General features: G+C 23.9%; 12 protein-coding genes. 5 read left to right on the top strand and 7 right to left on the bottom strand.

The genetic code is table 11. From position 1 onward, the window contains the following. Window positions 1-479: 479 nt before the first annotated feature. The 5 genes from lpdA to truA all read right to left on the bottom strand — a co-directional run bounded on the left by lpdA (window position 480) and on the right by truA (window position 10,136). Window positions 480-1,895, bottom strand: a complete 1,416-nt coding sequence (lpdA, locus tag APCICONF2801_RS00700) for a dihydrolipoyl dehydrogenase (protein WP_075431831.1) — start codon at window positions 1,893-1,895, stop codon at window positions 480-482. Window positions 1,896-1,979: 84 nt separating this feature from the next. Further along, on the bottom strand, window positions 1,980-3,239 hold the full coding sequence (locus APCICONF2801_RS00695; RefSeq protein ID WP_075431829.1) for a 2-oxo acid dehydrogenase subunit E2: 1,260 nt from the start codon (window positions 3,237-3,239) through the stop codon (window positions 1,980-1,982). Between the two features lie 11 nt (window positions 3,240-3,250). Continuing rightward, window positions 3,251-5,908 carry a pyruvate dehydrogenase (acetyl-transferring), homodimeric type gene (aceE, locus tag APCICONF2801_RS00690; protein WP_075431827.1) on the bottom strand — a complete coding sequence of 886 codons (2,658 nt, stop codon included), beginning with the start codon at window positions 5,906-5,908 and terminating at the stop codon, window positions 3,251-3,253. 549 nt (window positions 5,909-6,457) lie between these two features. After that, window positions 6,458-9,061 carry a preprotein translocase subunit SecA gene (secA, locus tag APCICONF2801_RS00685; protein WP_075431826.1) on the bottom strand — a complete coding sequence of 868 codons (2,604 nt, stop codon included), beginning with the start codon at window positions 9,059-9,061 and terminating at the stop codon, window positions 6,458-6,460. Window positions 9,062-9,344: 283 nt separating this feature from the next. Then, on the bottom strand, window positions 9,345-10,136 hold the full coding sequence (gene truA / locus APCICONF2801_RS00680) for a tRNA pseudouridine(38-40) synthase TruA (protein ID WP_075431824.1): 792 nt from the start codon (window positions 10,134-10,136) through the stop codon (window positions 9,345-9,347). Window positions 10,137-10,472: 336 nt separating this feature from the next. Between truA and dksA the strand changes: the two genes are divergently transcribed. The 5 genes from dksA (at window position 10,473) to thrC (ending at window position 17,602) form a co-directional block, all read left to right on the top strand. Continuing rightward, window positions 10,473-10,928: an RNA polymerase-binding protein DksA gene (gene dksA / locus APCICONF2801_RS00675; protein WP_075431822.1), complete on the top strand. Its 456-nt coding sequence runs from the start codon at window positions 10,473-10,475 to the stop codon at window positions 10,926-10,928. A 219-nt stretch (window positions 10,929-11,147) separates the two neighbouring features. After that, window positions 11,148-12,326, top strand: a complete 1,179-nt coding sequence (gene pcnB, locus APCICONF2801_RS00670) for a polynucleotide adenylyltransferase PcnB (protein ID WP_075431820.1) — start codon at window positions 11,148-11,150, stop codon at window positions 12,324-12,326. A 576-nt stretch (window positions 12,327-12,902) separates the two neighbouring features. Next, the gene (thrA, locus tag APCICONF2801_RS00665) at window positions 12,903-15,362 is read left to right on the top strand and encodes a bifunctional aspartate kinase/homoserine dehydrogenase I (RefSeq protein WP_075431818.1); all 2,460 of its coding nucleotides are present in this window, start codon (window positions 12,903-12,905) and stop codon (window positions 15,360-15,362) included. A gap of 19 nt (window positions 15,363-15,381) precedes the next feature. Then, window positions 15,382-16,326 carry a homoserine kinase gene (gene thrB / locus APCICONF2801_RS00660; RefSeq protein ID WP_075431816.1) on the top strand — a complete coding sequence of 315 codons (945 nt, stop codon included), beginning with the start codon at window positions 15,382-15,384 and terminating at the stop codon, window positions 16,324-16,326. Then, the gene (gene thrC / locus APCICONF2801_RS00655) at window positions 16,313-17,602 is read left to right on the top strand and encodes a threonine synthase (RefSeq protein WP_075431814.1); all 1,290 of its coding nucleotides are present in this window, start codon (window positions 16,313-16,315) and stop codon (window positions 17,600-17,602) included. The genes thrB and thrC overlap by 14 nt, the downstream gene beginning before the upstream one ends. Before the next feature lie 86 nt (window positions 17,603-17,688). Here thrC and ychF read toward each other — a convergent pair whose 3' ends face one another. Next, window positions 17,689-18,780 carry a redox-regulated ATPase YchF gene (gene ychF, locus APCICONF2801_RS00650; protein WP_075431812.1) on the bottom strand — a complete coding sequence of 364 codons (1,092 nt, stop codon included), beginning with the start codon at window positions 18,778-18,780 and terminating at the stop codon, window positions 17,689-17,691. Window positions 18,781-18,843: 63 nt separating this feature from the next. Continuing rightward, window positions 18,844-19,425, bottom strand: coding sequence for an aminoacyl-tRNA hydrolase (pth, locus tag APCICONF2801_RS00645; RefSeq protein WP_075431810.1), 582 nt, complete (start codon window positions 19,423-19,425; stop codon window positions 18,844-18,846). Window positions 19,426-19,629: the final 204 nt, after the last annotated feature.

Genomic DNA, 19,629 nt, shown 5'->3' with positions numbered 1-19,629 from the left:
AAAATACTTTCATTATTTTTATTATATAAATCACATAATTTTATTGACAAAATATTAAAACAAAAAAATTATAAATCAAAATTATATAAATTATATTATTTTTATAAAAATATTTTTTATATCATAAATAAAAAAATATAAAAATTTTTTTTGCAATAGCTGTAAAAAAAATATACAGCTATTGCATAAAATTTCAAAATATTTTTTAAAAATATTTTATAAAAAAAGATCGAAAAAAATAAATAAAGAAATTTAAAAAAAGTTATTATATACAATACTAAAAACAGTGTAATTATATATATCTTTAATTTTATCATATTCTTAAATATTATTATAGAATAATATATATTATACTACTTTTATATAACATTAATGACGGTATATATATGTAAAACAAATCACATTATTTTTATATAAAAAAAATAAAAATATTTATAAAAAATATTTTTTAATTATATAATTTTTTTTAAAAAAAATAACTAGGTATTTAAGATATCTGTAGCTGTTTTATTAAATGCTTGCGCGGCAATATTGATGGATTCTGATAAAGTCGGATGTGGGTAGATAGTTAACGCAATATCTTCCACATCACATGCCATTTCGATAGCTAAACTAATTTGCGAAATCAATTCTCCAGCATGCCGACCTATAATAATGCCACCAATTATTTTTTTTGTTTCTTCATGAATTAATAGTTTTGTCATACCAAATGATTCGCAATTTGATGATTTAGCTCTTCCGGAATAATTCCATGGCACAGAAATACAACGAAAAGGAATTTTTAATTCTTTTGCTTTTTGAGATAAAATGCCAGTCCATGCAATTTCCGGATCACAATATGCCACGCATGGAATAACTTTTGGGTCAAAATAATGCTCTTTTCCAGAAATCACTTCCGCAGCAATATGAGCTTCATAGATTCCTTTATGAGCCAACATGGGTTGTCCAACTATATCGCCTACCGCAAAAATATTCGATATATTCGTACGTAACTGTAAATCTACATTCACAAAACCAAATTTATTTAATTTAATACCAATATCTTGTAAATTAATAGCATTAACATTAGCCACTCTACCTGTTGCAATTAGTATATTATTATATAATATTTCCCGATTAATATCATAGTTATTCTTTGTTTTAACTAAAATTCCATTAGAAACGATTTTAATTTCATGTATGCTACTATTCATATTTATTCTAAAATCATTTTTGGTATATTTAATAAAAATATCACTAATATCTGAATCAATACTCGGAAAAAATTTTGTAGAATTATCAATAATATCTACTTGCGATCCTAATGTGCTATATATAGTAGCTATTTCTAAACCAATGATACCCGCCCCAATTATCAATAAGCGTTTTGGAATTTTTAAAGAATTTAATGCAGCAGTAGAACTCCAAATGCGAGGATTTTGATATGGAATATTTGGTATTTTTACGGCTTTTGAACCAATAGCTAAAATTGCATAATTAAAACTAATAATATACGTTATATCCTTACAAACTACTTCGATAGTATTAACATCAATAAATTGAGCTGTACCATGAATAATATCTATATTTCTTTTTTTAGCTAAATATTTTAAACCATTAGACAATGAAAAAATAATATCATTTTTCCATTTCATTATATGATTCATATTAATTTTATTAACGTTAAATAGTTCAATATCATAATTTAAAAAAGATTTTGTTTCTTTAATCAGCGTAGCTAAATGCAAAAGAGATTTAGATGGAATACAACCTACATTTAAACATGTACCACCTAAAACTCCGTATTTTTCTATAATAATTGTCGATAAACCTAAATCTGAACAACGAAAAGCAGATGAATATCCTGAAGGACCACCGCCAATAACAATTACATCAATACTAATATTCTTTTTCATGATCTATATTCTCAATGGTTATTTTACATTAAAATTATTTATATTACATAAATAAAAAATAATATTGTTTATATAAAAGATACCTTATATAATTAGATTTCTTATATCTTCTAAAAGATTAACGATAAAAGTCGTAAAACGCACTGCATCTGCACCGTTGATTACTCTATGATCATAAGAAATAGAAAAAGGAAGGACTAAACGAGGAAGAAATTTCTTTTGTTTCCAAACCGGTTTAATTATCGCTTTAGAAACACCTAAAATACATACTTCTGGAACATTAATAATTGGTGTAAAACCAGTACCTCCAAAACTTCCTAAATTAGAGATAGTAAAACTACCCTCTTGCATGTCTGATATATGTAATTGATTATTTTTAGCTTTTAATACTAAATCATTTAACTCTAGCGCAATACATGATATTGATTTATCATGTAAATTTTTTAATACTGGAACCAATAAACCATAATCTGTATCTACAGCAATACCGATATTAATATTTTTTTTCAGTATTATTTTTTTTCCACACGAACTTAAAAAACTATTAAATTTTGGAAAATTATATAAACTGTTTTCAACACATTTAATTATAAAAGGAAAAATTGATAAATTTTTATATTGATTATTTTTTTGAAGAGATCTTTCATTATAATCTTTTCTGAATTTATCTAAATTTGTAATATCTGCTTCATTAAATTGAGTTACATGTGGAACGCTGTTCCAAGTATTCAATAAATTTTTTCCAGTTTCTTGTTGTATTTGATTAATTTCAAGAAAATTAATCTCGTTACATTTTTTTTTAGATTCTGTTAAAAAAATAGATTCTTTTTCAAGATTCAAAACATTCTGTTTAATATTTTTTTTCTGATATGCATAAAGATCATCAATAATAATTCGACCTTTTCGGCCACTTCCAGTAATATTTAACAAATTAATTTTCAATAACTTTGATGCTCGACGAACATTAGGAGAAGCATAAATTTTTTCTATTTTTTGAACGTAATCTAAATTTTTTTGACTATAGTTTTTTTCATTAATATTTTTTAAAAAATTTTCTGAATTTTTTTTAAAAATATTTGGTTTAATTAATACTGTTTTATTTGGCATATCTTGACTAGAGGTAAGCGTCATAATTAATGTATTCAACATTAAAATATCACCTACTTGAACATAAATTTTTTTCACAATACCAGAGTATGGCGATGGTATTTCAAGAACGGATTTTTTACTTTCTACTGAAACGATACCATCTTCTTTGTTGACTTTTATTCCTTCCTGTACCAATATTTCAGTTACTTCCACTTTTTCTATTCCGATATCAGGAGTTAAAATTTCTATATCCACTTTTTCACCTCTCAACCTAAACGTGGATTTGTTTTTTTTGAAATAATATTAAATTTTTTAAAAGTTTTTAACAAGATATTACGCGCAATAATCCCGCTATCTACTAAAGCATTAATTGCCGCGCTTACTATATAAAATTCATCAATTTCAAAAAAATTACGAAGATTTTTTCTGCTATCGGACTTACCAAAACCATCTGTACCTAAAACATGAAAAATTTTAGATGGTATATAAGCTCGAATTTGTTCAGAAAAAATTTTAATATAATCTGTAGCAACAATAGTTGGATAATTCTTTAAAATAGAAGTAACATAAGGAATTTTTTTATTCTTTAATGGATTTAAAAAATTCCATCTTACACAATCCTGACCATCACGCGCTAACTCTGTAAATGATGTGACACTATAAATATCAGAACCAATATCATATTCTGATAATAGAATATTTGCTGCTTTTCTAATGCACTCTAAAATAGCTCCAGAACCCAATAACTGAACTTTTCCTTTACTTCCCGAAAAAGTTTCCAATAAGTATATACCTTTACAAATGCCTTTTAACATAGTATTTGAAATGGAAGGCATTAAATATGTTTCATTTAATGTTGTAATATAATAAAATATATTTTCTTGTTTGATACCATACATACGTTTTAATCCATCTTGTATTATTACAGCTAATTCATAACTATACGTTGGATCATAAGAAATACAATTTGGTATTGTTAAAGAAAATATATGACTGTGTCCATCCGAATGTTGTAAACCCTCCCCGTTTAATGTTGTTCTACCAGAAGTAGCTCCAATTAAAAAACCACGCGCATTTTGATCTCCACATGCCCATAATAAGTCACCTACTCTTTGAAATCCAAACATTGAATAATAAATATAAAAAGGGATCATAGGAAAATTATTTGTACTATAAGAGGTTGCAGCCGCTAACCACGAAGCACAAGCTCCCGATTCATTAATTCCTTCTTGTAATATTTGTCCAGATTTTTCCTCTTTATAATATAATAATTTTTCATTATCTGATGGAGTATATAATTGACCTAAATGATTGTAAATACCAATTTTTCGAAATAAAGCCTCCATACCAAAAGTACGAGCTTCATCCGCAACAATAGGTACTATTTTTTTATTTATACCAGGTAATCTTAATAAGATATTTAATATTTTTATAAAAACCATAGTAGTAGAAATAGGTTTTAATTGCTTTTTTAATAAAATGTTAAAATCATCTAATCGTGGTAATTGTAGTGGATCAGTAAATTTTTTTAATCGAAAAGGTAAATATCCTAATAATTTCTTTCTTTGCTGATGTATATAATGATACTCTTCCGAATTAGAAGAAAATTTAATGTATGATAAGTTATGAATTATATCTTTATGAACTTTAAATTTAAAGCGATTATAAAAGTATTCAAGATCAATATCATTAATGTTTTTTAGTTGATGAGCAATATTTTGACTTTCTGCTTTTTCTCCTAAACCATACCCCTTGACTGTATGTATTAATATTACAACCGGTTTACCTTTTATTTTTTTAGCTTTATAAAAAGCAGAAAAGATTTTTTTAGAATCGTGTCCGCCTCTTTTTAAAGACCAAATTTCATGATCAGTCATATGCTCTACTAATTTACTTGTAGCTATATACTTATCAAAAAAATATTTCCGAATATAAGCTCCATTTTTTGATTTAAACGTTTGATAATTTCCATCTACAGTTTCATTCATTAAACGTTTTAAAAAACCTTGATGATCTTGATCTAATAAAATATCCCAAGCACCACCCCAGATTACCTTAATAACATACCAGCCACATCCAGAAAAAAAATTAGATAACTCATTAATAATTTTACCATTTCCAAAAACAGGTCCGTCTAAACGCTGTAAATTACAATTAATTACAAAAATTAAGTTATCTAAATTTTCTCGGGCAGCCATTAAAACCGCTCCCTTGGATTCTGGTTCATCCATTTCTCCGTCACCTAAAAAGGTGTATACTGTTTGTAGCGTAGTATTTTTTAATTTTCTATGATGCAAATATTTTAAAAATTTAGCTTGATAAATTGAACAAATGGCACCAAGTCCCATTGAAACCGTAGGAAATTGCCAAAAATCCGGCATTAAATGAGGGTGAGGATAAGAAGATAAACCAAATCCACAAATTTCTTGTCTAAAATTATCTAATTGAGCTTCTGTTAATCTCCCTTCTATAAAGGCTCGAGAATAAATGCCAGGAGAAATGTGACCCTGAAAATAAACTAAATCTCCACCATCATTCTGATTAGAAGCCCGAAAGAAATGATTAAAACATACCTCATACACTGTAGCAAAAGACTGAAAAGATGAAATATGACCTCCTAAATCTAAATTTTTTCTAGACGCTCGTAAAACCATCATTATAGCATTCCAACGTACAGCGGCTCGAATATTACTTTCTATTTCTAGATTTCCTGGATATTTTGGTTCCTTAGTATGATGTATAGAATTAATAAAATCAAAATCTTCTTCTTTAGTCTTAATAAAATTAGGTTTTATTTTTTCTGCAACCTTATTTATTAAAAACAAAGCTCTTTCTTTACCATCATTTTGTAAAACCGAATAAATTGCTTGAAGCCACTCGTTGGTCTCTACTGGATCGATATCATTAAAATTTTTTTGAGTCATCTTTTAAAATCCTTACTAATAATTTTCTAATTTATGTACTGTAAATTTATTATTACTTCTCAAGTAAAGAAAATCTATCAAAAATTCAAACAATATAATGTATCAATCAATATTTAATAAACAATATTCATATATTAAAAAATTATATAAATAATTATTTATATATAAAAATATATTCAATAATTAACTCAAAATATTTAAGTCAATATAAAAATTAATTATTTTTTTAAATGAATAAAATTCCATTATAATAAAAAATTGAACTAAAAAAAAATTAAAAAATTTATATTTTTATTTGACTGGAATACCAAAAAAATCTTTGCATTTAAAAAAATTATTTTAATTTTCTGAATAAAATAACAGAAAATATATTATAAATTATCAATTGATTTTAAAGAATATATTTGTTATATTATCATAACTTATTGATTATAATAATTTCATCTAGTATTTAAAACTTTACTGATTTTAAATAAAATAAAGTTACATTATAGAAAATATTTGAATTTAAAAAAAAATATTACATTATATTAAAATCTATTAAAATTATTACTTTAATATTTTCTTAAAAAATTTCATGATAAAATAATGTAAAGAATCTAAGTCATTAGAATCTATGAATTGTATTAAAATGTATCTTTTATCTTCAAAATTATCACAAAAAATATTTAATAAATTTTTTATTAAAAAATGTTTAATTGATTTTAACATAGATAAAAACATATTAAACGATTCCCTCTTATATTCTTGCGCTGGATCTTTTTGAGCATAACTTCGAAGATAAATGCTTTGCCTTAAAAAATCCAAGGAATTTAAATGCTCTCTCCAAAACCAATCTAATGTTTGTAAAATAATTGCTTTTTCAATAATCAAACTATATTTTATAGAAATTTTCGAAACACGTTTTAGATAATCTTTTTGTATTATTTTAATAATATATTGTATAATTTCACTATTCTCATTAATAAATAAAAATTTATTTTTTAAAAATTTTTTATAAGATAAATTATAAAAAAAGATATTTTTTAATTGTTTTTTCAAAAAATAAAAATCAATAACATTAAGATTATTTCGCAAGATATTTTTTTTTACAAAACATCTGATTTGATTTTCAAATATAGAAAGAATATAAGATCGAATATTATGTGCGTTAATAATCTTATTACGTTCATGATAAATAACTTGACGTTGCTCATTGATGACATTATCATATTCTAACAAATTTTTACGAACATCAAAATTTTGATTTTCTACTTTTCTTTGAGCATTTTCTATTGCTTTATTGATCCATGGGTGTTCAATAGCTTCCTCTTTTTTAACTCCTAATAATTTCATAAATCCAATAATTTTATCTGATGAAAATAACTGAAGAAGAGGATCTTCCAATGATAAATAAAAACGTGAAGAACCTGGATCTCCTTGTCGTCCTCCACGTCCACGTAACTGGTTATCAATGCGACGTGATTCATGTCTCTCAGTTCCTATAATATGTAAACCACCGCTACGAATAACTAATTTATGATTTTTTTTCCATTGTTTTTTAATATTTAATATATTTTTTTTATTAACATTGTTTTTTTTATTAATATAAGCATCAAAATTTCCTCCTAAAACAATATCTGTTCCTCTACCAGCCATATTCGTAGCAATAGTAACAGCTCCTACTTGACCCGCTTGTGCAATAATATCTGCTTCTTGAGTATGAAATTTTGCATTTAATACATTATGTTTAATAAAATTTTTTTTTAAAAAAGAAGATAAAAGTTCAGATTTTTCAATTGAAACAGTTCCAATCAATACTGGCTGTTTACGCAAAACACATTCTTTTATTTCAGATATTATAGCTTTATATTTTTCTTGACAAGAAAGATAAATTATGTCGGACATGTCATTTCTTATCATAGGTTTATTGGTAGGAATAACAACAGTTTCTAAATTATATATTGAACGAAATTCAAATTCCTCAGTAACGGCAGTACCTGTCATACCAGATAATTTTTTATATAAACGAAAATAATTTTGTAATGTAATAGAAGCTAATGTTTGATTTTCATTATGTATTGCAACATTTTCTTTTGCTTCAATTGCTTGATGTAAACCCTCTGACCAACGACGACCTGGCATAATTCTACCTGTGTGTTCATCAACAATCAGAACATTATTATTTTTTATAATATAATCAATATTATTAAAAAATACATAATGCGCTTTTAAAGCCAATAAAATATGATGAATAAAAAAAATATTTTTAGGTAAATATAATGATTCCTGCGGCATTAAGAGCTTATATGTCACTAATAATTTTTCTATAGTATCCATTCCTAATTCAGTTAAATAAACCTGACGCGATTTACGATCAATAAAAAAATCTCCAGATATATTATTTTTTTGAAGAGGATCTGTAATTTGCAAATTTAATTTGGATATTAACTGATTAATATGAATATATATACTACTATTATGCTCAATGGGTCCGGAAATAATCAATGGAGTTCTTGCTTCATCTATTAAAATAGAATCTACTTCATCAACTAATGCAAAATATAATTCTCTTTGAACTTTTTTTGTATTACAAAAAACCATATTATCACGTAAATAATCAAAACCATATTCATGATTAGTGCCATATGTAATATCAGAAGCGTACGCAATTTTTTTTTCCTCTAACGACATATTACTAATATTAACCCCAACAGTTAAACCTAAAAAATTAAACAATAAACGATTTCTTTCAGCATCTCTTTTTGCTAAATAATCATTCATGGTAACAATATGAACACCCTTTCCTGCTAATGCATTTAAATAAACAGGTAAAGTTGAAGTTAACGTTTTTCCTTCACCAGTGCGCATTTCTGCAATAGCTTGTTGATGTAATACAACACCTCCTAATAATTGGACATCAAAATGACGCATACCAAAAACTCGTTTACTTGCCTCTCGTACTACAGAAAATGCTTCTGGTAATAATTGATCTAATGTTTCTCCATTTTTTAAACGAGTTCTAAATATTGTTGTTTTTTTTTTTAATTCTAAATCTGATAAATTTAAAAGATTTTTTTCTAAAGAATTGATTTTTTTAACAAAAAAATTTATTTTTTTTAAAATACGATTACTATAATTTAAAAAAAAATTTCCAATTAATTTTTTTAACATATTAAAATCTCATTTGAATTAAATTTAATAAAAATTAAAACAGAAAATAAAATAATATTCGTATAAAAAATAAATAAGAATAAAAAAAGTATAAAAATGTATAATATTTTTTTTTATAAAAAAGATCTATATCTTTAAGAAAGATTATCTAAAAAAAAATAAAAAAAAAGAAATTGATTTTTCTATATATTATAAAAGAATTCAAAATTTAAGGTGTTACATTATTATAAAAAATAATATATAATATAATTTACTAGAAATTTTTTTCCTAAAAAATTTAAAATTAAGAAAAAAAACTAAAAAAATTAGATAAATAAAATTTAGTAGGTATTAAAAAATGCGTTGGATATGATGCTGATAAAAAATATAAACCGCGGGATGGAGCCGTACTATATTTTTTTATACTCTCTTTATTATCTAATATTTTTTTTATCCATTTACTATTATGTACTGATAAACCGATTAATATTAAACATCCAACAATATTACGAACCATATGATATAAAAAAGAGTTTGCGACTACGTCAATAACTACAAATTTTTTCAATTGAAATATATGTACCAAATAAATAGTACGATAAGGAGATAAAGATTGACAACCACTACTACGAAAAGCACTGAAATCATGTCGACCCAATAAATATTGACTAGCTATTTTCATTTTTTCAATATTTAAAATATCTCGTAAATGATAACTATACTTTTCTAAAAAACTAGATCTAATAGAATTATTAAAAATAATATAACGATAAGATCTAGATAATGCTGAAAATCTAGCATTAAAAGATTCAGAAACTCTCTGTAACCATAGAATTGTAATATCTTTAGGTAATAAAGAATTTGCCCCCACTAACCATTCTTTATTGCTACGGATAGAAGTCGTTAAAAAATGAACAATTTGCGTAATACCATGAACGCCTCGATCGGTACGACCAGCACATATTAAAGAAATATTATGATTTGCAATGGTTGATAATACTTTTTCTATACACGCTTGTATTGTACATACTAATTTTTGTTTTTGCCATCCAAAATATTTTGTTCCATCATATTCTATACCACAAACCCATTTCATGATTTTCTCATTAATTAAATTATATTAAACGTATAACATATATTCTTTTGCAAAGAATATTTATTTTTTAGAAAAACTATATTTTCATTATTATTTATAATAATATCTCTATTAATAATAAATTCTTAAGTAATATTTTCTATTTTTACCAAAGGAATAAAAATATTAAAATTAATAAAAATGCATATAGCACATAAATATCCAAAAAAATTATTTAAAAATATAATCATATAAACCAATATTGATATTGTTTATTTCTTATTAAATATTAATATAATATTATTTAAAAAACAATTTTTTAATCGTTAATTTTACAATAAAATTATGAGAAAACTAATGAAAACAAAAAAAAAATTCCAAAAATCATCATTAAATATTTTATCAATTGCTGGCTTAAAACCGTATTTCTTACGAAAAGACGAAGAATATATGAACGAAATGCAAATTAAACATTTTAAAAAGATTCTTGAAACTTGGAAGAAAGAAGTCACTAAAGTTATTCAAAAAAATATATTTATCATGAAAGATAAGCATATTAATCTACCTGATCCTATTGATAGAGCCGCACAAGAAGAAAATTTTAACTTAGAGCTAAGAAAAAGAGATCGTGACTATAAAATAATAAAAAAAATTAATGAAACATTAAAAAGAGTAGAAAGTAATACATTTGGATATTGCGGAATATGTGAAATAGAAATCGGTATTCGTAGACTTGAAGCACGTCCAACAGCATATTTATGTATAGATTGTAAAACATTAGCTGAATTAAGAAAAAAACAAATATCCAGATAATACATATCTTACAAAAATATCATTTATATCAATATTATTATACTTATCATCTAATAAAAAAAATTTAAAAATCGAATAATTGAAAAAAATAAGTAGTATACATGTTATATCATATTTATTACAAACAATATAAAAATATGATCATAATCTTCCAATAGTCTTATTTTATATAAAAAATTAAAAATAAGACTTTATAATCATAGAACAGATATTTAAAATATGACACTAATTATAAAAAAAAACCATAATATCTCCCATAAAAAAATTAGTAAAAATTCTATGAAAGTAATATATAGGTTAAATAAATTAGGTTATGAAGCATATCTAGTCGGCGGAAGCGTAAGAGATTTAATTTTAGGAAAAAATCCAAAAGACTTTGATATTGCTACTAATGCTACTCCTGAAGACATTAAAAAATTTTTTAAAAATTGTCGATTAATTGGGCGTCGCTTTATTATTGCTCATTTAATATTTCGCACCGAAATTATAGAAGTATCTACTTTTCGTACAAAACAAAAAAAAATAATAGACGGTATGTTATTAAGAGATAATACATTCGGAAAAATTGAGGAAGATGCATATAGAAGAGATCTAACAATTAACGCATTATATTATAATATAAAAGATTTTGGAATACGAGACTATGTAGGGGGTGTAAATGATATTAAAAGAAAAATTATCTGCTTAATCGGTGATGCAGAAACAAGATATCGAGAAGATCCTGTACGTATGTTACGAGTTATTCGTTTTTCCGTACAATTAAATATGAAAATTGCTAAAAAAACTTCTGACCCTATATCGAAATTAGCTAATTTACTACATTATGTGCCATCTGCACGTTTATTTAATGAAGCAATAAAATTGTTTTGTTGTGGACATGGTTATATAACGTATAGAAAATTAAAAAAATATTCCTTACTAAAACCATTATTACCATATTTGTTTAAAATTTTAAACAAAAAAAATATGATTCTATTCAAATATATAATAATCAGAGCATTACAAAAAACTGATAAAAATATAAAAAACAAAAGAATATGTCATGCATCTTTTTTATTTTCCGCTATATTATGGTACCCTTTAATAGAAAAAATTAATAAATTAATTAAGAATAAAAATTTAGATTATTCTAATGCATATTCTATATCAGTACGAAAAATCCTTAAAACATCTGCTATATCTATCGGAATTCCTAAAAATATTTTACTAAAAATTTCTAAAATATGGGGCTTACAAAAAGAAATTGAAAAACAATATCACTGTAATATGAATGGAATTATAAAAAATATCAATTTTTTACAAGCATTAGAGTTATTTTCTTTACGTGTTAGTATTGAACGAATCACTGAATCTAAAAAAATTGTTCAATTTTGGTATAATAAATATTATTGCAATTAAAAAGAAAAAATATAAAAAATCATATATCTGTATCAAGAGAAAAAAATCAAATGATTTAAAAAATCACATTTTTTTTAATTAATTTTCATAAGAATTTTTTTAAAAAAAAATCTAATTTTTATAAAAAATAAGAGAATACCATAAATATAAATTAAATTATTAATCATTCTGGAATCAGAAAAATAAAAATTTTAAAAAAAATTAACTCGATTAAATTATTAAAAAATTTATAAAATATAAATAAATATTATTAAAAAATTTATTTTAATGAATAGCTTTTATGATTTATTATTACTAATAAATATCTCTAAAAAAAAGAAAAAATTTAGAAAATATGCTACAATTTACCCGTTTTATAAAGATAAAAAATAAATTTTAGTCTTATTTTTATTTCTTAAAAAAGAGATATTAATCAAAATAAACTAAATCAAAAAAATTTTTTATTATAAAATTTTAAATATATAATCAAAATTAATTATATCGTTAATATTCGTAAATTATTAGAATGAAAGAAATTATAATTTCTTAAAGAATTAAATATCAATATCGACTCTAAAAGAGAAATAAAAAAAAAATATGAAAACTTTAAAATTTGGAGGAACATCACTTGAAAATGCAGAGAAATTTTTACAAGTGTCTTCCATTATAATAGAAACATCTAAAAAAACACGAGTATCAGTGGTACTATCCGCACCAGCTAAAATAACAAATTATTTAATTTTAGCCATTAAAGAAAGTATCCAACAAAAAAAAAATCAAAAAAAAAATATTAAAAAAATAAAAAATATTTTTTTAAATCTACTTGATAACTTATACCAACTACAGCTAAATTTTCAAAAAAAAAATATAATAGCATTCATTAAAAAAAAATGTAACTTTTTAAAAGATATACTAAAAAGTATCTATATTATAAAACAATGCCCCGACAACATCCAAGCAACTATTATGTGTATTGGAGAAAAATTTTCTATTGCTATAATGCAAGAATTACTAATAGCAAAAAAATATGACGTAACGATTTTAAATCCAAGAAAAATTTTCTTGTCTGAAAACAATAGTTATTTAAATTCTACTATTGATTTATTTAAATCAAAAAAAAGAATGAAAAAAATTAATATTCCTAGTAAGAATATTATTCTCATGCCAGGTTTTATAGCTGGAAATAAAAAAAAAGAATTAGTAGTTCTCGGAAGAAATGGATCTGATTATTCTGCTGCCATATTAGCTGTTTGTATAAACGCAAAAATTTGTGAAATTTGGACTGATGTAGATGGTATTTATACTAGCGACCCTAAAAATATCTTAGATACTCAATTATTAAAAAAAATATCATATGAAGAAGCTATAGAATTAGCATTTTTTGGAGCTAAAGTAATTCATCCTCGTACATTATCACCATTAAAATATGATAAAATACCTTGTATTATTAAAAATACATTTAACCCTCAAAACAAAGGAACATTAATTACTCATCATATAGCAGATAAAGAAAAAAATAAAATAAAAGGTATCACATCAATTAATAAACTAGCAATATTAACTTTCTTTATTTTAAATAATAATAATAATTTAAGTTATTATTCTCGTATTCTTTCATGTCTGTCAATACATAAAATTAATGTTTTGTTTTCTATGCAATCTTCTTCAAAAAACAAAGTATATATATGTATATCACAATGTAATATTAAAAAATCGCTAATCAAATTAGAAGAAACTTTTTTTCTAGAATTTAAAAATCATCTTTTAAAACCCATTAAAATAATAAAAAATTTATGTTTAATTACAATTGTAGGTGAAATACTTAAAAATAAAAGCGCAGCTATTTTAGAAAAAATTTTTTATATTTTAAAAAATAACGAAAACCAAGCTATATCTACTTTTTATGATTCTTCAAGTTTGTCTATATCATTAATCCTATACGATAAATATATTGTAAAAATAATACAATCCCTACATGAAAAAATTATTCAAAATATAAAAATAATAAATGTCATTTTACTAGGTATTGGAGGTGTAGGAAAAAATTTAATACATAAAATCTTTAAACAGAAAAGAAAACTAAAGAGTCTAGGAATTAAAATAAAAATAGCTGTATCCGCTAATTCTAAAAAATATTTAATTCATCAAAAAAATACTAATATTGAAAATTGGAAGCTACATTTTCAAGAATCAAAAACAAAATTCTGTCTTAACAGCATATTAAAATTACCTAAAAAAAAATATTTAGTTAATCCAGTTTTAATTGATTGTACTGCTAGTCAAAATATTGCTGATCAATATACTAAAATAATTAAAAAAGGCTTTCATATTGTAACAGCTAATAAAAAATCCAATACATCATCCATGTTAAAATATGAAAAAATTCGATTTAATGCTAATAAATATAATAAAAATTTTTTTTATGAAACTCATGTAGGAGCAGGACTACCTGTTATTCAAAACTTAAAAAATATTTTACATACAGGAGACAAATTAATTAGTTTTCAAGGAATTTTATCAGGATCTATGTCTTTTATTTTTGGAAAATTAGATCAAGGTATAAGCTTATCAGAAGCCACCAAAGAAGCTAAAAATTTAGGATTTACAGAACCTGACCCAAGAGATGACTTATCTGGAATGGATATCGCTAGAAAACTATTAATTCTAGCTCGCGAAGCAGGTTATAAATTAGAGTTGTCAGATATTAAAATAGAAAAAATATTAACCGATGATGTTAAACATCTTAAAGACACCCAAAAAGTGATGTCTAAATTAAAAAAATTAGATCTCAATTTTAATTTACGTTTTAAAAAAGCAAAAGAAGAAAAAAAAGTTTTACGGTGTATCGGGACAATAAAAAATAACGGAAAATGCAGCGTTAAAATTGTAGCAGTAAGCAAAAACAATCCGTTATATGATATTAAAAATGGAGAAAATATATTAATATTTTATACAAAAAATTATAATCCCATGCCTTTAATCTTACGCGGTTATGGAGCAGGAAAAAGCGTAACAGCTTCTGGTATTTTTTCAGATTTATTACGTACTATATCATAACTTTTGGAGTTTTAAAAAAATGATAAAATTTCATGCTCCTGCATCTATTGGAAATGTTGGTGTAGGATTCGACATTCTAGGAGCTGCCATAAAACCAGTAGACAAAACATTATTAGGGGATGTTGTATCAATAAAAAAATCTAAAAAATTAAAAATAAAACATATTGGAAAATTTTCCAATCAATTACCAAAGAATATTTCAGAAAACATTACCTGGAAAGCGATAAAATTATTTGAAAAAAAAACAAATAAAAATAAACCCATTAGTGTTATATTAGAAAAAAATATGCCGATTGGATCTGGTTTAGGATCCAGTGCTTCCTCTATTGTATCTATGATCTTAGCATTAAACGAATTTTACAAAACAAAACTTAAACCCCAAAAACTATTAAAATTAATGGGAAAATTAGAAGAAAATATTTCAGGGACAATACATTATGATAATGTCGCACCTTGTTATCTCGGTGGTCTACAATTAATTACAGAAGATCAATTAAAATTTACACAATCATTACCAATCTTTAACAAATGGTTATGGGTAATAGCATGGCCCGGTCTAAAACTAAATACATTGGATTCAAGAAAAATTCTACCAAAAAAATACACAAAAAAAAAATGTATTAAAAATAGTCGAAATTTATCAACCTTTATCCACTCCTTATATACTAACCAACCAGATCTTGCTATTCGTGTTATGAATGATATTATTGCTGAACCATATCGTATTCCATTAATACCTAATTTTTTTAAAATAAAAGAGAAAATCATTCAATTAGGTGCTCTCACATGTCATATTTCTGGATCAGGACCAACAATCTTTTCTATTTGCAATTCAATGAACATTGCTGAAAAAGTAAAAGAATGGTTCATGAAAGAATATAAAGAAAAAGGTTTTGTTCATATTTGTAATATTGACCCTAATGGTGCAAGAAAGATAAGGGTAGCTAAAAATGAAATTATATAACTTAAAAGATCATCATGAAGAAGTTAATTTTGCATATGCAATTAAATTAGGTTTAGGAAAAAAACAAGGATTATTTTTTCCTAAAAAATTACCAAAATTTAATTCTCAAGAATTACAAGAACTAACTCAAATGGATTTTATTAATCGTAGTGCAAATATTTTATCACACTTTATTTCAGATGAAATCTCATTACAAAATTTAAAAATACAAGTAAAAAATGCATTTTCTTTTACGCCACCTATACTACACATGGTCGAAAAAAATATTGCATGTTTAGAATTGTTTCATGGTCCAACTTTAGCTTTTAAAGATTTTGGCGCGCGTTTTATGGCTAATATGTTATCTTACTGGAATGATCAAGATGATTCTATGACTATCTTAACTGCTACTTCAGGAGATACCGGCGCAGCCGTTGCTCATGCTTTTTATTGTATGAATAATATTCGTGTAGTTATTTTATTTCCAAAAGGAAAAATAAGCAGATTACAAGAAAAATTATTTTGTACATTAGGTAAAAATATTCATACCATAGCTATTGACGGTAGTTTTGATGACTGTCAAAGTCTTGTAAAACAAGCTTTCAACGATAAAAAATTGCGTAAAAAAATCGGCTTAAATTCAGCTAATTCCATTAATATTAGTCGTCTATTAGCTCAAATATGCTATTATTTTGAAGCTTTTGCATTAATTCCACATCATCAACAAGAAAATATAGTAATCTCTGTTCCTTGTGGAAACTTTGGTAATTTAACTGCTGGATTATTAGCAAAAGCTATTGGATTACCTATAAAATCATTTATTGCAGCTACTAATTCCAATGACACTATACCAAGATATTTAAAAAATGGAATATGGGCGCCCTATAAAACTATGTCTACTATTTCTAATGCTATGGATATTAGTCAACCAAATAACTGGCCTAGAGTAGAAGAACTATTTTCTAAACAAAAATGGAACTTAAAAAGCCTTGGATATGGTAGTGTATCCGATCAAGAAACTATACATACATTAAAAAAATTACATCATATTGGATATATCTCAGAACCGCACGCAGCTATCGCATATCAACTACTAAAAAAACAATTAAGCCCTCAAGATTTCGGACTATTTTTAGGTACAGCACATCCAACTAAATTTCAAAACACGATAGAAAAAATATTAAATATAAAATTAAAGTTACCTAAATCATTAGAAAAAAGAGCGAATTTACCGAACTTTTCTCATCATATGAAACCAAATTTTTTAAAATTAAAAAATTTTTTATTACAATTATAAATAAAAAATTATTTTAGAGAGGAATATTTAAAACTCCTCTCTAAAAAATTAAAAAAATTTTTCATAAAAAAATAATTTCTAAGCAGTTAAATATTAAACAAAAAAGTAACTATGTCACCATCCTGAACTATATATTTTTTTCCTTCTAAACGCAATCTTCCAAATTTTTTTACTTTTTTTATATCTCCTTTATAATAAATAAAATCATGATACGAAATTACTTGAGCACGAATAAAACCTTTTTCAAAATCAGTATGAATTAAACCGGATGCTTTTTTTATAGTAGAACCTTGACGAACTGTCCAGGCACGAATTTCTTTAGGTCCTGCTGTAAAAAAAGTAATAAGCTGTAATAACATGTATCCTGAACGTACAATATCATGAAAATTTATGTTTTTTATATTGTTAAAATTATATATTTTTTTTTGCGCAAAATTAATAGAATCACTATAAATCGAAAAATTATTATTTATAATACATGGTATAACTTTTATTTTTTTTTTCTGAAATTTTTCTAATATTTTTTCAATCATAATTTTTGATGAATGATGTAGAGTAGTATTTAAAATATACATCATAGGTTTTAATGTTAAAAAGTTTAAACTATTTAAAAAGATTAGTTCTTTTTTAGAAAAAAAAAGTTCTCTTAAAGGAACTCCTTTTTTTAATTGACATATACAAAAGTGTATTAATTTTATATTATAATTATCATATTCAAATTTTTTATGAATGATATTTTTTTTACTTAGTATTTTTTCTAATACTGTTAAATCTGAAAATAATAATTCCATATTAATTATTTCTATGTCTCTCAGAGGATCTATACTATTATAAATATGAGAAATATTATCATTATTAAAACAACGCACCATATGTAATATTGCATTACATTCTTTTATATTTTCTAAAAAACTATTCCCTAATCCTGCACCTTTAGAAGCACCTTTTACTAAACCAGCAATATCAAAAAAATTTATAAAAGTATATATAATTTTTTTAGAGACGATCTGTTGAGCAATTTCTTTTAATCGATAGTCAATAACCGGAACAACTCCAATGTTCGGTTTAATAGTACAAAATGGAAAATTTTCTGCAGGAACTTTTAAATTAGTCATTATATTAAATAATGTTGATTTTCCAACATTAGGAAGTCCAATAATACCGCATTTAAAACCCATATCAATCCTTAAGAACAAAATATATATACACCAAATAAAATTTTAAAAACATTCTTCTTTTATTTATTGAAGAATCGAAATTTTTTTATTTAAAAATAAGTTAAGATTATATATAAAATTACTATTTTTATTCATAAAATGCATCATAATTTGAAAAATTAATCTTTTTTCTATTTTAGTGGGAGCACTTAAAACAAACTTAGTAATTTCATTTTTTAATTGAGGTCTACCAATACCTATACATAATTGCATAAAAGAAGATTTTTTTTTAAAAGAAGAAATAATACTTTTAATACCATTATGACCATTATGACTAGAACTATATTTAATTTTTAAAAATCCAGGAAATAAATCAAGTTCATCACGTATAACTAAAATTTCAGATAATTTAATTTTATAATATGAAGCGATATTAAAAATCAGTGAACCCGATAAATTCATAAAAATTTCCGGTTGAAAAAAAAGAATTTTATGATTTTTTTTTATTAAAATAGAGAATTTTCCTGAAAACTTTTTATGTTTTTCTAATTTTAATTTATAATAATCCACTAAAATTCTTAAATACCACATACCAACATTATGACGGGTATGATAAAAATTCTTATATGGATTTCCTAAACCTATAATTAATTTAATAATACTCATCAAAAAAACCTCGCTATAGATAATAATATTTAAAAATATTATATTTTATCAACAATAAAAGCTTATTGATATACCAAATATATACATGTAAAATACATTTTGTTTTATTACATATACATTCATTTAAAAAATATCAAAAAATAAAATATAATTCTAAACGAAATTCATTATAATATATATATTCAATAATTTTGAAAATTTTAA

The sequence above is a fragment of the Buchnera aphidicola (Cinara confinis) genome, from assembly GCF_900128735.1.
GTDB lineage: Bacteria > Pseudomonadota > Gammaproteobacteria > Enterobacterales > Enterobacteriaceae > Buchnera_F > Buchnera_F aphidicola_L.
This window is presented reverse-complemented; position numbering and strand designations above follow the sequence as displayed.

Excerpts from the sequence above, each read along its gene's own strand:
- lpdA (WP_075431831.1), bottom strand. The coding sequence starts at position 1,895 with ATGAAAAAGAATATTAGTATTGATGTAATTGTTATTGGCGGTGGTCCT.
- aceE (WP_075431827.1), bottom strand. The coding sequence starts at position 5,908 with ATGACTCAAAAAAATTTTAATGATATCGATCCAGTAGAGACCAACGAG.
- secA (WP_075431826.1), bottom strand. The coding sequence starts at position 9,061 with ATGTTAAAAAAATTAATTGGAAATTTTTTTTTAAATTATAGTAATCGT.
- truA (WP_075431824.1), bottom strand. The coding sequence starts at position 10,136 with ATGAAATGGGTTTGTGGTATAGAATATGATGGAACAAAATATTTTGGA.
- dksA (WP_075431822.1), top strand. The coding sequence starts at position 10,473 with ATGAAAACAAAAAAAAAATTCCAAAAATCATCATTAAATATTTTATCA.
- pcnB (WP_075431820.1), top strand. The coding sequence starts at position 11,148 with ATGACACTAATTATAAAAAAAAACCATAATATCTCCCATAAAAAAATT.
- thrA (WP_075431818.1), top strand. The coding sequence starts at position 12,903 with ATGAAAACTTTAAAATTTGGAGGAACATCACTTGAAAATGCAGAGAAA.
- thrB (WP_075431816.1), top strand. The coding sequence starts at position 15,382 with ATGATAAAATTTCATGCTCCTGCATCTATTGGAAATGTTGGTGTAGGA.
- thrC (WP_075431814.1), top strand. The coding sequence starts at position 16,313 with ATGAAATTATATAACTTAAAAGATCATCATGAAGAAGTTAATTTTGCA.
- ychF (WP_075431812.1), bottom strand. The coding sequence starts at position 18,780 with ATGGGTTTTAAATGCGGTATTATTGGACTTCCTAATGTTGGAAAATCA.
- pth (WP_075431810.1), bottom strand. The coding sequence starts at position 19,425 with ATGAGTATTATTAAATTAATTATAGGTTTAGGAAATCCATATAAGAAT.